We start from the raw sequence: 14,075 nt of genomic DNA, 5'->3' as shown, positions 1-14,075 counted from the left end.
CAAGACTTTAAAAACAAAAGTGGCGTACTCCAATAAATGCATCAATTAAGAGAGATGAGAATGCGCTTAAATCATATCGCACTTGCTATGGTACTCACTACTGGGGCAACAGTCGCTACAACTGCAAATGCAGCTCGTGACACGATCCAAATTGCTGGTTCTTCAACTGTACTGCCTTATGCAAGTATTGTTGCAGAAGAATTTGGTAATACATTTCCTCAATTCAAAGCACCTGTCGTAGGTTCAGGTGGTACTTCAGGCGGTTTGAAACAGTTCTGTAACGGTGTTGGCGACAACACAATTGACGTTGCAAATGCCTCACGTCAAATTAAGGATACTGAATTAGCTGCATGTAAAAAAGCAGGTGTTAACCAAATTTTAGAAATCAAAGTTGGTTATGATGGTATCGTATTTGCTTCAAATGCGAAAAAAGCAGCATTTAAACTTCGTCCACAACACGTGTATGCCGCTTTGGCTGCTGAATTACCATCTCAAGGCAAGATGGTTAAAAACCCATATACGCGTTGGAATCAAATTGACCCGACATTACCAAACGAAGCAATCACTTTAGTTATTCCTGCATCAAATCATGGTACACGTGAAGTATTCCAAGAAAAAATGGTAGAAGCAGGTTGTGAGACGTACTCAGCGATCAAAGCTTTAGATAAAGATGCTCAGAAAAAAGCATGCTCAACTTTCCGTAAAGATGGTCGTGTGATTGAAATTGCGGGCGACTATACAGAAACATTGGCACGCTTAAAAACGTCTCCTAATGCAGTAGGTGTATTCGGTCTAGGTTTCTATGACCAAAACCGTGACAAGCTACGTGTAGCAACAGTGAATAATGTAGCGCCGTCTGAGAAGACAATTTTAAATGGTTCATACCCAGTATCTCGTCCATTGTTCTTCTACGTTAAAGGCGAGCACTTAAAATCAATTAAAGGCTTAAAAGAGTTCACAGAATTCTTCTTAAGCAAAAAAGTATCAGGTAAAGGTTCTAAGCTAGAAAAAGCAGGCTTAATTTCAATGTCTGATAAAGAACGCGCTGCAGTTCTTGCAAACTTTAAAGCTGGTAAAGCAGTTAAATAATTGGATTGAAACAGCCAATGGCAGGATTGACCTGCCATTGGCTTTTTGCAAAGAAACAGTTTTTTCAAGAAGGGCTTTTGAAAAAACAGTGGAGATTACATGAATCTGCTACTTATTGGTGTGTTGCTCGCAATTATTGCAATCGCTTATCAAGTTGGACTGACTAAAAGTCGCAAACTTGCAGGTAAAGGCAATAACTCAGCAATGTTGCATTCACGACCGGGCTATTATGGTGTTTTGGTCGCTTTATGGTGTGGGATTCCCGCTTTTCTAATCTTGATTGTTTGGAACTTGGTTGAACCGAGTATTTTTCAACACGTTATTTTAAATAATGTCCCTGAAAATATTCGTCTAAGTTTAGATCCTGCAAGCACGAGTGTAATGGTTGACCGCGTTCAAGCGATTGCTTCTGGTTTTGGAGTAAGTGATACGCCAGCTGCATATGAACTTGCAGCAGCAGAACAGTTAAAGAAAATTGAAAACATCGGCTCATATGCAAAATTGGCCGTTGTGATTTGTGCGGCATTGATTGGTTTAGTCATGGCTAAACGCCGCATCGCAGAAAAATATCGTGCACGTAACCAAGTCGAAAAAGTCATTAATATCGCATTGGCATTATGTTCCGGTGTCGCAATCCTGACAACAGTTGGCATTGTGATGTCGATGTTCAGTGAAGCCATGCGATTCTTTAGTTTTGTCAGTCCACTCGATTTCTTCTTAGGCACTGAATGGAATCCTGGCTTTAGTACATCAGGCAATGCCGAAGGTAGTTATGGTTTGCTGCCACTCCTTTGGGGCACACTTATGGTTAGTGGTATTGCGCTATTGGTTGCTGTTCCAGTCGGTTTGATGATTGCGATTTACTTGGCTGAATATGCCAAGCCAAGTTTCCGTGCTTGGGCAAAACCTGCCATTGAAGTTCTCGCAGGTATTCCAACCATCGTTTACGGTGTATTTGCCTTAATGATTATTGGACCCTTTGCAAAACAGCTCGGTGCATATATTGGACTCGATATTAATGCAACCAGTGCTTTAACAGCAGGCTTTGTGATGGGGATTATGATTATCCCATTCGTTTCATCATTATCTGACGACATCATTACCCAAGTCCCTCGCGCGCTTCGTGACGGTTCACTCGGTTTGGGTGCGACAAAATCAGAAACCATTCGCCAAGTAGTGATTCCAGCTGCATTGCCGGGCATTATCGGTGCATTCTTATTGGCAGCATCTCGTGCGATTGGTGAAACCATGATTGTAGTGCTTGCAGCAGGGAACAGTCCTTTACTGCATATCAACCCACTCGAAGCGGTGTCTACCGTCACCATTACCATCGTAAACCAATTAACAGGTGATACAGACTTTGCGAGTCCTCAAGCATTGGTTGCTTTTGCACTCGGTTTAACACTGTTTGTGATTACTTTAGGTCTGAATATTGTTGCACTGTACATTGTGCGTAAATACCGTGAGCAATACGAATGAGTACGACGAATACATCAAACATGGATCAAAAATTTGATTCACAGGCAGCCGCTGAGCTTCGTGAAAAACGTAAGAAAATCATTGAAAACTCTTTGGCGAAAAGACATCGTAAAGAAAAGACCTTCCGTGTCTTGGGCTTTAGTGCAGTAGTGACTGGTTTATTTTTCGTCGTGCTATTGTTTGGTAGTATTTTAGCCAAAGGTTTACCTGCATTTTGGCAAAGCTCAATGACGGTACCTGTGTTTTTTGATCCAAACATTGTCAAAGTTGGTGCGAAACCAATTCAAAAACAAGGTGAATCACCTGCACAGTTCCAAGAGCGTTACATTGCTTGGCAAACTGAAATGGGCATGGTGGATTGGGATGCGCTGATTGTGAATGGGATCATTGCAAAAGATCCAGCGATTGCCTCACAACGTGATGATCTCAACAGTTTATATACAAGTTCAGAAGCTTATCGCTTACGTGACATGGTAATGGCAGATCCGTCATTGATTGGTCAAAAACAAGATTTAAAAATCCTTGCAGATGCCAATGTCGATGTCTGGTTAGCCGGTAATATTGACCGTAGCTTGCCTGATGAACAGCAGCAATTGAGCCCTGAAGTACGCCAACTCGCAGATAAACTTAAAGCTGACGGTGTGATATCTAACTCATTTAATACTGAAATATTTAAAAATCCAGACTCTCGTAGCTCACCTGCAACTTCAGGTTTAGCAGGGGCGTTTATGGGTTCACTCTTCATGATGCTGATCGTGATCATTATTTCGATTCCAATTGGTGTAGCATCCGCAATTTACTTAGAAGAATTTGCACCTAAAAACTGGATTACCGATGTTGTCGAAGTCAACATTAACAATCTAGCAGCAGTACCTTCAATTGTCTTTGGTTTGCTTGGTGCTGCAATCTTTATTGGTTGGATGCATATGCCGCTTTCGGCTCCTGTGGTTGGTGGTTTAGTCTTAAGTTTGATGACTTTACCAACGGTCATTATTACTACACGTGCTTCACTAAAAGCTGTTCCGCCATCGATTCGTCAAGCCGCATTAGGTTTAGGTGCTTCACGTTTACAAACTGTATTTCACCACGTCTTGCCACTGGCATTACCAGGTATCTTAACCGGTGCCATTATTGGTGTTGCGCAAGCGCTAGGTGAAACTGCTCCATTATTATTGATTGGTATGAGTGCCTTTGTGGCAAGTGTACCAGCCACTCCTTTAGATCAATCCACTGCATTACCTGTACAAATTTTCCTTTGGCAAGGTAACGAACTACGTAACTTCTTTGAAGGGCGTACCGCAGCAGCAATCATTGTACTTCTTGCTCTCATGATCGGCTTAAACAGTTTAGCGATCTGGTTACGTAAGAAATTTGAAGTACGCTGGTAATTGAGGGCATTATATGAATAGCGTCGTTACAACAGAAAAGAATTCCTTAGATCAGGATAAGTCCGTGAATCCAGAACAAACACAATTTACCTCTGCACAGGGCAGCCAAAAGCAAACCAATACTGCGTTTGTGTCACAATTCGATACGCAATCTAGCGCGAAAAAAGATGCGAAATCGAGCAATGTGAAAATCAGTACCAATGATGTGCATGTGTACTATGGCGAATCTGAAGCGATCAAAGGCATAGATCTGAACATTTATGAAAATGAAGTGATTGCCTTTATTGGTCCGTCTGGTTGTGGTAAGTCAACTTTCCTACGTACGCTCAACCGTATGAATGACACGATTGATTCTTGTCGTGTGACAGGGCAAGTGCTTATGGATAATCAAGATATCTATGATCCAAATCTCGATGTGGTGTTACTGCGTGCCCAAGTGGGTATGGTTTTCCAAAAGCCGAACCCATTCCCAAAGTCTATTTTTGACAATGTCGCTTATGGTCCAAAATTGCATGGTTTGGCACGTGACAAATACGACATGGAAGAAATTGTTGAAAATAGTCTGCGTAAAGCAGGCCTTTGGGATGAAGTGAAAGACCGTTTGAACCAACCGGGTACAGGACTTTCAGGTGGTCAGCAGCAACGTCTATGTATTGCGCGAACCATTGCTGTCAGTCCTGAAGTGATTTTAATGGATGAACCTTGTTCAGCACTCGATCCAATTGCAACAGCAAAAGTAGAAGAGCTCATCACTGAACTTTCAGCGCAATATACCATTGCGATTGTGACACACTCGATGCAACAAGCAGCGCGTGTTTCTGACCGTACCGCATATTTCCATTTGGGTGATTTAATTGAAGTGAATTCCACTGAAAAAGTCTTTACCCAACCGGATCATCAGCTTACAGAAGCCTATATTACCGGTCGTTTTGGTTAATCTAGACTGTTTAAAAATAGAGCCGAAAGGCTCTTTTTTTATGAAGTCAATAATTAGGTCAAAAAGTCTTGATAAAAATAAAATGCTCAATTTGGCTCAATGAGAATTATTTTCAAAAAATAGATTGAATTTTTGTGATGTAACCCACATGTTATACAACATAAATATGAATTAAATGAGTTTCAATTTTATGCTATTTCATAATCCCAAGTTGCCTGCGGAAATTCGTGTAAGCCACTTAAATGCACGTATCAATGAACAACGAAAAAAAATTGCGCAAACGACTGCATCTAAACTTGAGCTGCTGCAACTAAGCCAACAATTATCAAAAGAAGCGCGCGCACGTAAAAAGAATAACCAAAAAATTTATGTAATCGATTTTAATGGTGATACCGCTGCATCTGCGGTAACGAGTCTACGTGAAGAAATTACCCTGATCTTAGCGACAGCAAAAGCAGGACGTGACCGCGTGGTTTTACGTTTAGAAAGTCCAGGCGGGATGGTGCATGGCTATGGTCTGGCCGCTGCACAATTGGTACGTTTACGTGATGCTGGATTTAACTTAACCATTTGCGTGGATAAAGTTGCTGCAAGCGGTGGCTATATGATGGCCTGCATTGCAAATGAGATCGTTTCAGCACCATTTGCCGTGGTGGGTTCGATTGGTGTAGTTGCACAAGTGCCGAACTTTAACCGTTTATTGAAAGAAAAACATATCGATTTTGAACTGTATACCGCGGGTCAGTTCAAACGTACCGTAACTATGTTTGGTGAAAATACTGCTGAAGGTAAAGCCAAATTTGAAGAAGAGTTACAGCAAACCCATAACTTGTTTAAACACTTTGTTGAAAAATACCGTCCTCAGCTCAATGTCGATAAAGTTGCCACAGGTGAGCATTGGTATGGTCAAGATGCCATTGATCTTAATCTAGTCGATAAATTGCAAACGTCAGATGAATATCTGTTAAGTCTCATGCCACAACATGATGTATATATGATTGAAACCCGCAAAAAACCAACACTTGGTGAGAAGTTGGGCTTACAAGCAGCGCAAATTGCGGACTCATTGGTTCCTGCAGTCATGTCTAAAGTGATGGAGTCATTGAGCAAAGCCAATTCGAGTCTCGTGCAGTTGCGTGATCCTAAACTCTAAAATTGTTTTTTTATGAAGTATTTAAAGCTCACTTCGGTGAGCTTTTTTTTATGCTAAATGACGCTACTTTGAAAATTGCAGCAAGCGCGGCTAATACACAGTAATCCTTTATAAATACTTAGATAATTTTGATTATCTAAACTTGGCTGAATCTAAAATATTAAAATGGATAGAACCATAGAAACCGCTGTTATCAGCGTAGAATTTAAGATGAAAAATTAAATAAAAATAATTCTGATGAATTTACATCCAGAATGGTTTGTCTGTTCAGCACCAATTTGATAAGGTACTTAACTAATTATTTATTAGATGTTTATTACATAATAACACTGAGGGCGAAATGACAAAAATTGTCGTGATATCAAAGAAAGATCAAACGATTTTAAAAGAAACTCAGGCCACAAAAATACAAATATCTCAACCGTCCGTTATTCAGTTAGAACTTAAGCCAGCCGATATTCAGTCGATCCATCGAGTCGGAAATCAATGTGTGATTACACTGAAAAACGGTCAAAAAATCGTGATTGATCATTTTTATACAGATGACTTTGGCTCTGATAACTCTTTGGTTTTACATAGTGGGCCAGAGCAATTTGAATTGGTTGAAATGGATGTTGATGGCAAAACAATTAGCTATCGTTCTGTGAATGAATTTATGCAACCTTTAGCTGCATCGACTCAATTAAATCAGGCGACAACACCAGCTCAAGCTACAGAAGTTGCTAGCGAGGATGATGGTTCACCATCGTTACTTAAGGCGGGATTGGCGATCTTAGGTGCAGAAGCGATATATCTTCTAGCATTTGATAAAGAAGATGATCAATCTTCTAGCAATGACAAAACAGCGCCAAGTACGCCAACTGGAAGTTTTGATAGCGACGGAAAAGTGGTATCAGGCAAAGCCGAAGCTGGCGCAACGGTTTATTTAGTAGATGCCAAAGGCAATACGATTGGTCAATCTAAAGCAGATGCCGATGGCAACTATAAAATTACTTTAGATGACGCGATTACAGACGGCAATCGCGTGATTTTGTACGCGAAAGACAAGGCGGGAAATAGTTCTCAATCGACGATTTTAACGGGTAGTAAAGATACGATCGCCCCAGACGCTGCAAATGCACAAGTGGATGAAAGCGGTAAGTTTGTCTCTGGTTTTGCCGAAGCGGGTGCAAAAGTTTATGTTTATGCTGCAGATGGCACAACACTTTTAGGTGGGCCTGTGACTGCGGCAAGTGATGGCAATTTCTCCATTGCATTAAGTGATACTTTACAAGCAGGTGAGACGGCTAAAGTCATTGTAGAAGATAAAGCAGGCAACAAATCTGAAGCGCAGTCAGTTGAGATGGGCAAAGATACGCTTCGACCTGATCAACCTAAGATTGAAGTGAATAAAGCCGGAACTGAACTTGTTGGTATCGCCGAAGCCAACAGTACTATTAAAATTTTAGATGCAAATTCACAAGTCATCGCCACCACTACGGTAGATGCAAATGGTCAATTTAAAATTACATTGTCCCCAGCTCTATCGGACAGTAATCAGGCAACCGTGATTGTGGTTGATGCAGCAGGCAATCAATCGATACCGTTAAATGTCACTGCCGGAACGGATAATACGGCACCCGTTGCACCAACAGCAACAATCAATACAGATGGTACAGAAGTGTCAGGAAACGCTGAAATTGGTGCCAAAATTACCATTAAAAACAGTGCAGGAAATACGCTTGGTACCGTAACTGTAGGTGACGATGGTCGCTATACGGTGAAATTAAGCAGCGCAATTACGGATAATAACGTTGTCCAAGTGACTGCGACAGATGCCGCTGGCAATAGCTCAAAGAGCACGCAAGTCATTGGAACAAAGGACACGATTGCTCCTTCCGCGCCGACATTGACGACGGTGTATGATGATCGCGAGACTACAAAGCTCACCATTAAACAGGGGGAGAGCACTCAAGATTCAACCCCAAGTTTTGAAGGCAAAGGTGAGGCAAATGCCACGATCACCATTTATAAAAATGGCGTCGCAGAGGCAACGGTCAAAGCAGATACCAGTGGAAAATGGTTGTATACACCAGAATCTGACTTAGCGGCAGGTAAGTATAGCTATAGTTTTACCCAAACGGATCTAGCTGGAAATACCAGTGCCAAAAGCTCAGCATTTGATTTTACAGTTGAAGCGATGACAGTTGCTAAAGCGAGTTTATTCTTGATCTCAGAAGAACAGGCTTCGAATGAATTACATGATCAAGCATCGCTGTTAATAGATGATAATAATGTATTTGATGTACTTGCGCAGCACAATGTGTCGAGCTTTAGCCTAGACGAAACTAATGCATTCATTCCTAATGATCAAATTGATTTGAACAGCTTATTGAGCAATCAAGAACCAAACATTGCTCTTGATGAAATATCAGATGATTCATCTTATTTAAATCCGTCTATCAATCCGGTATCGGGTGTCACAGCAGTTTCAAATACAGAGCTTCGAACAGCATGGGGCACTTTAGATCCGTTAGATCAAACCTTAAATGCGCTACCACTGTATTAATACATCCATTCATGAATATAGCGATAAAAAAGCACTCTAATGAGTGCTTTTTTATTTAGGATTTTTTCAGATTGAAATATAAAAGGCCGCCAGTGATCATCGCACCAAGTGTTGCAAGCAGCATATCTTTATGTGCATCCCAAATATCACCTTGTTGCCCATTATAATTTTCAGCTTCTTCTGGTGATAAGCCAATGGCAATCAGCCATTCGATCCATTCATAAAATAAACTGGTCGCCATGACGAATTGTATAACCAATAAAAAGAGTGTTCCGGCTTTTAATTGCGGTAGCCAGATTTGAAATATGCGATAAAAGAACGGATAGAGCAGCAATCCATAGGCAAGATGTACAAGCCGATCATACATATTCCGAGACCATCCCATGCTTTGGTCAAGGTTGAAACCGAAGAGAGCTTGTGTCCATTCAGAATAAGGCACATAAGAATATAAATAATGTGCACCAATGACATGAATCAGTAAAAAGCCAAGATACAGACAAACTGTTCTGAAAGTTAGCCCTATTTTATAGAGGAAAACGAGCAACACGATCAGCATAAACGCTGTGCCGATTTGATGGAGGATATACGCTTCCATTTCTAAAGGTTGGATACTGGCGATCACAATGGCAAGAGTTAATAACGCAAAAGCTAAGATGTGCTTAAGTTTTAATTTGAAATCAATCATGAAAAGGCAAAGCTCAAATTTTTTATCGGTGTGCAATGTTTATAATTCGCGGCAAGTATAGCCATAATGCGATGAAAGGTGTTAGTTCGACGGCGTTAGAATTTGTGCATTATTTTTTCAAATGTCATCAGCTAGCAACTAGGGATAAGTATTTTCAAAAAGATTGTATAAACTCAGATGTATATCGAAGTTTATGTATTTGGAAGTAACTATGGCCGTTGTTGAGGCATTTATTGCGACTCAAAATTGTTATTTTAACTATGAGTTTGAAGAACTTAATTTAACAGATGATTTTCCAGAAGAGCTCTCTGTATCTTTGCGCGGCATGATGTTTCGCCATGAAATTCAGTATCCCAATGCCACATATTATGTTTATTACTCAGATGTTTTAACAGGCTGTGAATTACAACGGATGAAAGATGATTGGGCGAAATATTGCCCTGCAGAATAAAATTACGTCTAAATTTTCTATCTCCTTATAGGAGATGAGAATCCTCAGAATATATTCTGAGTTCGCAAGGGGAGAGTTGGATAGTCTAATCTCCTTGCGGAGCATGCACCTCATCTCAAAGAGAGCAGAAGTATTATAAAAAAAACGAGGCATGAAGCCTCGTTTTTTTTCTATCTAAAATTAGATTTTAGAAATAAGATCTTTAATGTTTGCTGCTTGAGTTGATGCATTACCTGTATATGTTGCAGGTGTCATTTCTGCAAGACGCGCACGGTCAGCAGCAGGAACAGCTTCAAGCTCATTACCATTTACGAAATCAACCATCATGTCGCGAGTCATTGCTTGACCACGAGTAAGGGCTTTAAGTTTTTCGTAAGGTTTTTCAACTGCATAACGACGCATCACAGTTTGAATCGGTTCTGCAAGCACTTCTTGCGCATGGTCAAGGTCTTCTAGAATACGTTGAGCATTCAATTCAAGTTTACCAATACCTTTAGAGCAAGCTTCAAATGCGATCAAGCTTTGTGCAAAACCAACGCCCATGTTACGTAGAACAGTAGAGTCAGTTAAGTCACGCTGCCAACGAGATACAGGAAGTTTTTCACCAAGGTGAGCCAATACCGCATTCGCAATACCCAAGTTACCTTCAGAGTTTTCGAAGTCAATTGGGTTAACTTTATGTGGCATTGTTGAAGAACCAACTTCGCCTTCTTTCAAACGTTGTTTGAAGAAACCAAGTGAGATGTATCCCCAAACGTCACGGTTAAAGTCGATTAAGATTGTGTTGAAACGACGTAGCGCATCAAAAAGTTCCGCCATGTAGTCATGCGGTTCAATCTGAGTCGTGTACGGGTTGAAGGTTAAACCTAAAGACTCTACAAAAGCTTGAGAATGAGCAGGCCAGTTAATTTCAGGGTAAGCAGAGTAATGAGCGTTGTAGTTACCTACAGCACCGTTAATTTTACCTAGAAGTTCAACTTGTTTGAATTGCTTGATTTGACGCGCTAAACGGTAAGCTACGTTCGCCATTTCTTTACCCAAAGTTGTTGGGCTAGCAGTTTGACCGTGTGTACGAGACAACATTGGTTGTTCAGCATGTTTTTCAGCCAAAGCAACGATTGAATCGATGATTTGTTGCATCGCAGCAACTAAAACTTCACGGCCATTTTTAAGCATTAAAGCATGAGACAAATTGTTGATGTCTTCAGAGGTACATGCAAAGTGAATGAATTCACCCGCATTTTTAAGCTCATCAATATGTGCAATTTGTTCTTTCAGGAAATACTCAACCGCTTTAACGTCATGGTTTGTCGTACGTTCAATTTCTTTAATGCGGTTTGCATTTTCTTCAGAGAAATTTGCAACGATTGCGTCAAGTGCAGCATTCGTTTCAGCACTGAATGCTGGAACTTCTGTGATTTCTGGACGGTTCGCAAGCGCTTGTAACCAACGCACTTCAACAGTCACACGAGCATGGATTAAACCAAACTCAGAGAGGAAAGGACGTAGAGCATCACATTTGCTTGCGTAACGTCCATCTAATGGAGAAAGTGCGGTTAAAGCGTTCATAGCGATTCCTTAAATTTTGGAATTAAACGTAAAACAAAAAGCCCGTACTGCATCAGTTAAACCACCTGATACTGTAAACGGGCAAGATCTTGAATATCTTGTAGTAGCTTGCGCTTACTGAAAATCATACCCCATGAGCTACCACCGAGCTGACGCCATAAATGTGCCATTTGTAAGCCGGTAAATAAGGTGGCGCGAATGCGATTGGTATGAGAAGTGTCTTTAAATGCTTCGGCATTACCACGAACCATAATACGTGGATTAATTTGGCCTGCAGTTTCAATATAGGTTTGCGCTAAATTGGCAATGATACTTGGATGTAAATAATTATTATCAAAAAAGGAAAGCTGTCTTAGAATTTTTTGTTGGGATTGTTCGATGATTTCGACAAATTTAGGATTGCTATAGACTTTCTTTTCTAACTGCAATAACGCCATCGCATAGGTCATGGGTAGCTTAGTATTGGCAAGTTTAGGAAGTCTAGATTTGGGAGATGTATTGAAGGGTTGAGTAATGCTACTTTCTAAGGTTTTTAATCCCAGCGAAATATCCGCCAAGCCACTAAAAAAATCAAGCGTCTGACTAGACTGATTCGACTTAGGACGGATATTTAAACTGGCTTTAATGAGATGTTCAAAATAAAAGTTACCGCTTTCCCCGATACTCTGTTGCCCAGTCAATGCAGTCATGTGGGTCAGCTGTGTCGCTTGAAAAACAGCAGCTAACGCCAATGCACGATTTTGGCGAGTATTCAGAGTCTGAGGCTGTTGAAACGGTAACTCTGTCATCCGAAACAATCCTTATTCAATAAAATCCGGTTTAGGCGCATTGGTATGATGAATCACACCACCCCCTAAACAAACTTCACCGGTGTAGAACACCACACTTTGACCCGGTGTAACAGCACGTTGTGGCTCATCGAATTCGACACGCACACCATTTGGCACTGTAGGATCTTTAAATAATGTACAGTCTTGGTCAGGCTGACGATAACGAGTTTTCGCTGTGCAGCGGAAACCTGATTCAGGAATCTCTTGTTCACCAGCCACCCAATCAATCGCTTCAGACCATAAAATGGTACTTTGCATGAGTGGATGTTCATGACCTTGACCAACGACTAGGCGGTTACCTTCGATATCTTTATGCAGTACAAACCAAGCGCCTTCTTCAGCACCTTTTAGACCACCAAGACCGATGCCACCACGTTGGCCGAGCGTATAGTACATTAAGCCGTGATGTTCACCAACCTCTTTACCCGTGTCTAAGACGATTTTTCCGGGTTGAGCAGGTAAATATTGCTTTAAGAAGTCATTAAATCGACGTTCGCCAATAAAGCAGATTCCTGTTGAATCTTTTTTCTTCGCGGTGATTAGACCTAATTCTTCAGCGATTTTACGTACTTGTGGTTTTTCAATTTCACCCACAGGGAACAAGGTCTTGTTAATTTCACGACCATGCACTGCATGTAGGAAATAGGTTTGGTCTTTATTGTTGTCTAGGCCACGCAGTAGAGGGGCATACTCTTCACCACGTGAATTTTTTAGTGTTTCACCACGGCGGCAATAGTGGCCTGTCGCAATAAAGTCAGCACCTAAGTTCACAGCATGGTCGAGAAATGCACGGAATTTAATTTCTTTATTGCAGAGAATATCTGGGTTTGGTGTACGACCTGCGGCATATTCTTCTAAGAAATGCTCAAAGACACGGTCCCAATATTCCATCGCAAAGTTTGCGGTATGAAGTTTGATTCCAATTTTGTCACAAACGGCTTGAGCATCGGCAAGATCTTCCATTGCCGTACAGTATTCCGTGCCGTCATCTTCTTCCCAGTTTTTCATGAAAAGACCTTCAACTTGATAACCTTGTTGAAGTAAAAGTGCTGCAGATACAGAAGAATCTACACCACCAGACATACCGACGATGACACGTTGTTGCATAGGATTAAGCATCCAAATTTGAAATTAAGGGAGAATTTTGGTGCTCGTAAATGAGCGATAAAGGAAATTTTTGACCTGAAAGAGCATCTTGCACAGCTTTGATGACTAATGGACTACGCGCACGGGCAGACTCAATGAGTTCATCAAGCGTCATCCATACTGCACCGGCAATACCTGTGTCTAATTGTGCATCGGCATGGTGCTGAATGTCTTTAGCTAAGAAACAGAAACGGAAATAAGTACGATCAGGGAACATCGGAGGAGTATAAGTATACATGCCTAGGAGGTTCGTGATTTCTACATCGTGACCTGTTTCTTCCATGGTTTCTCGAATGGCGGCTTCAATAATGGTTTCGCCAGCTTCAACATGACCTGCAGGTTGATTAAATACAGTATGGGTCACGCCTTCTGTATGTTCTTCAACAAACAGGAATTTTCCGTCTTTTTCAACGACTGTCGCAACAGTGACGTGAGCAGTCCAAGCGGTCATAGAAAAGCACCATGGGGTAAAAACGCTATTCTACAAAATTTAGGGAGCGGTGGCTATGATTGATTTTTTTCTTAATTTCTTTTGTTTATAGTAAGAAAAATTGTTAAATAAATAAAAGTGTATTGTTTTATTAGTTAGTGAAATTATAGTTTTAGCTCAGTACTAACCGAATTGTTAGAGATTTAACATTACTGCTTTTCAAAACTACTTGCTTAATAAAGTAGTAGGGTGTGTTGACATTTACAGCCGATAAATTGAGCTAAAGAGGCAACCATATAAATATACAAGCTAAAGCAACAGCGCTTTGATAGTTACGTTTTAGCTTATCGTATCTTGTGGCAATTCCTCT

12 protein-coding genes and 1 pseudogene are annotated in these 14,075 nt (G+C 40.8%); 7 read left to right on the top strand and 6 right to left on the bottom strand.

Annotated elements, in window-relative coordinates; translation table 11 throughout:
* The first annotated feature begins 60 nt into the window (after window positions 1–60).
* The 6 genes from FTU64_RS14805 to FTU64_RS14780 all read left to right on the top strand — a co-directional run bounded on the left by FTU64_RS14805 (window position 61) and on the right by FTU64_RS14780 (window position 8,594).
* Entirely contained in the window at window positions 61–1,089 is a 1,029-nt protein-coding gene (locus tag FTU64_RS14805) for a substrate-binding domain-containing protein (RefSeq protein WP_373683468.1), read from the top strand.
* Between the two features lie 99 nt (window positions 1,090–1,188).
* Complete coding sequence (gene pstC / locus FTU64_RS14800; protein ID WP_078190189.1) at window positions 1,189–2,568, top strand: phosphate ABC transporter permease subunit PstC; 1,380 nt, start codon at window positions 1,189–1,191, stop codon at window positions 2,566–2,568.
* Window positions 2,565–3,956, top strand: coding sequence for a phosphate ABC transporter permease PstA (gene pstA / locus FTU64_RS14795; RefSeq protein WP_180055098.1), 1,392 nt, complete (start codon window positions 2,565–2,567; stop codon window positions 3,954–3,956). Before pstC ends, pstA begins: the two co-directional genes overlap by 4 nt.
* Window positions 3,957–3,969: 13 nt before the next feature.
* Entirely contained in the window at window positions 3,970–4,893 is a 924-nt protein-coding gene (gene pstB, locus FTU64_RS14790) for a phosphate ABC transporter ATP-binding protein PstB (protein WP_218947256.1), read from the top strand.
* A 190-nt stretch (window positions 4,894–5,083) separates the two neighbouring features.
* Entirely contained in the window at window positions 5,084–6,046 is a 963-nt protein-coding gene (gene sohB / locus FTU64_RS14785; RefSeq protein ID WP_078190186.1) for a protease SohB, read from the top strand.
* A 340-nt stretch (window positions 6,047–6,386) separates the two neighbouring features.
* Window positions 6,387–8,594: an Ig-like domain-containing protein gene (locus tag FTU64_RS14780; RefSeq protein WP_180060150.1), complete on the top strand. Its 2,208-nt coding sequence runs from the start codon at window positions 6,387–6,389 to the stop codon at window positions 8,592–8,594.
* A gap of 55 nt (window positions 8,595–8,649) precedes the next feature.
* Here FTU64_RS14780 and FTU64_RS14775 read toward each other — a convergent pair whose 3' ends face one another.
* Window positions 8,650–9,279, bottom strand: a complete 630-nt coding sequence (locus FTU64_RS14775; protein WP_180060148.1) for a DUF2238 domain-containing protein — start codon at window positions 9,277–9,279, stop codon at window positions 8,650–8,652.
* Between the two features lie 211 nt (window positions 9,280–9,490).
* Between FTU64_RS14775 and FTU64_RS14770 the strand changes: the two genes are divergently transcribed.
* A complete protein-coding gene (locus FTU64_RS14770; RefSeq protein WP_180060146.1) occupies window positions 9,491–9,730 on the top strand; it encodes a hypothetical protein in 240 nt (79 codons plus the stop codon).
* A 180-nt stretch (window positions 9,731–9,910) separates the two neighbouring features.
* Here the strand turns inward: FTU64_RS14770 and purB are convergent, their stop codons facing one another.
* The 5 genes and pseudogenes from purB to FTU64_RS14745 form a co-directional block, all read right to left on the bottom strand.
* The gene (gene purB, locus FTU64_RS14765) at window positions 9,911–11,299 is read right to left on the bottom strand and encodes an adenylosuccinate lyase (protein ID WP_180055100.1); all 1,389 of its coding nucleotides are present in this window, start codon (window positions 11,297–11,299) and stop codon (window positions 9,911–9,913) included.
* A 56-nt stretch (window positions 11,300–11,355) separates the two neighbouring features.
* Window positions 11,356–12,087 carry a high frequency lysogenization protein HflD gene (gene hflD / locus FTU64_RS14760; protein ID WP_078190181.1) on the bottom strand — a complete coding sequence of 244 codons (732 nt, stop codon included), beginning with the start codon at window positions 12,085–12,087 and terminating at the stop codon, window positions 11,356–11,358.
* 12 nt (window positions 12,088–12,099) lie between these two features.
* Complete coding sequence (gene mnmA, locus FTU64_RS14755) at window positions 12,100–13,236, bottom strand: tRNA 2-thiouridine(34) synthase MnmA (RefSeq protein ID WP_180060144.1); 1,137 nt, start codon at window positions 13,234–13,236, stop codon at window positions 12,100–12,102.
* 4 nt (window positions 13,237–13,240) lie between these two features.
* Window positions 13,241–13,726 (bottom strand): NUDIX hydrolase, encoded by a 486-nt coding sequence (locus tag FTU64_RS14750; protein ID WP_168379208.1) that lies wholly within the window; start codon window positions 13,724–13,726, stop codon window positions 13,241–13,243.
* 259 nt (window positions 13,727–13,985) lie between these two features.
* Window positions 13,986–14,075: pseudogene (locus tag FTU64_RS14745) on the bottom strand (IS5/IS1182 family transposase); the annotation flags it as partial.

This window comes from Acinetobacter sp. YH12128 (genome assembly GCF_013418655.1).
GTDB classification, from domain to species: Bacteria; Pseudomonadota; Gammaproteobacteria; order Pseudomonadales; family Moraxellaceae; genus Acinetobacter; species Acinetobacter amyesii.
This window is presented reverse-complemented; position numbering and strand designations above follow the sequence as displayed.

What these genes read in the sequence shown, in the direction of transcription:
- mnmA (WP_180060144.1), bottom strand. Translation starts at nt 13,236, where the DNA reads ATGCAACAACGTGTCATCGTCGGTATGTCTGGTGGTGTAGATTCTTCT.
- FTU64_RS14750 (WP_168379208.1), bottom strand. Translation starts at nt 13,726, where the DNA reads ATGACCGCTTGGACTGCTCACGTCACTGTTGCGACAGTCGTTGAAAAA.
- pstA (WP_180055098.1), top strand. Translation starts at nt 2,565, where the DNA reads ATGAGTACGACGAATACATCAAACATGGATCAAAAATTTGATTCACAG.
- sohB (WP_078190186.1), top strand. Translation starts at nt 5,084, where the DNA reads ATGCTATTTCATAATCCCAAGTTGCCTGCGGAAATTCGTGTAAGCCAC.
- FTU64_RS14775 (WP_180060148.1), bottom strand. Translation starts at nt 9,279, where the DNA reads ATGATTGATTTCAAATTAAAACTTAAGCACATCTTAGCTTTTGCGTTA.
- pstC (WP_078190189.1), top strand. Translation starts at nt 1,189, where the DNA reads ATGAATCTGCTACTTATTGGTGTGTTGCTCGCAATTATTGCAATCGCT.
- pstB (WP_218947256.1), top strand. Translation starts at nt 3,970, where the DNA reads ATGAATAGCGTCGTTACAACAGAAAAGAATTCCTTAGATCAGGATAAG.
- purB (WP_180055100.1), bottom strand. Translation starts at nt 11,299, where the DNA reads ATGAACGCTTTAACCGCACTTTCTCCATTAGATGGACGTTACGCAAGC.
- FTU64_RS14805 (WP_373683468.1), top strand. Translation starts at nt 61, where the DNA reads ATGCGCTTAAATCATATCGCACTTGCTATGGTACTCACTACTGGGGCA.
- FTU64_RS14770 (WP_180060146.1), top strand. Translation starts at nt 9,491, where the DNA reads ATGGCCGTTGTTGAGGCATTTATTGCGACTCAAAATTGTTATTTTAAC.
- hflD (WP_078190181.1), bottom strand. Translation starts at nt 12,087, where the DNA reads ATGACAGAGTTACCGTTTCAACAGCCTCAGACTCTGAATACTCGCCAA.
- FTU64_RS14780 (WP_180060150.1), top strand. Translation starts at nt 6,387, where the DNA reads ATGACAAAAATTGTCGTGATATCAAAGAAAGATCAAACGATTTTAAAA.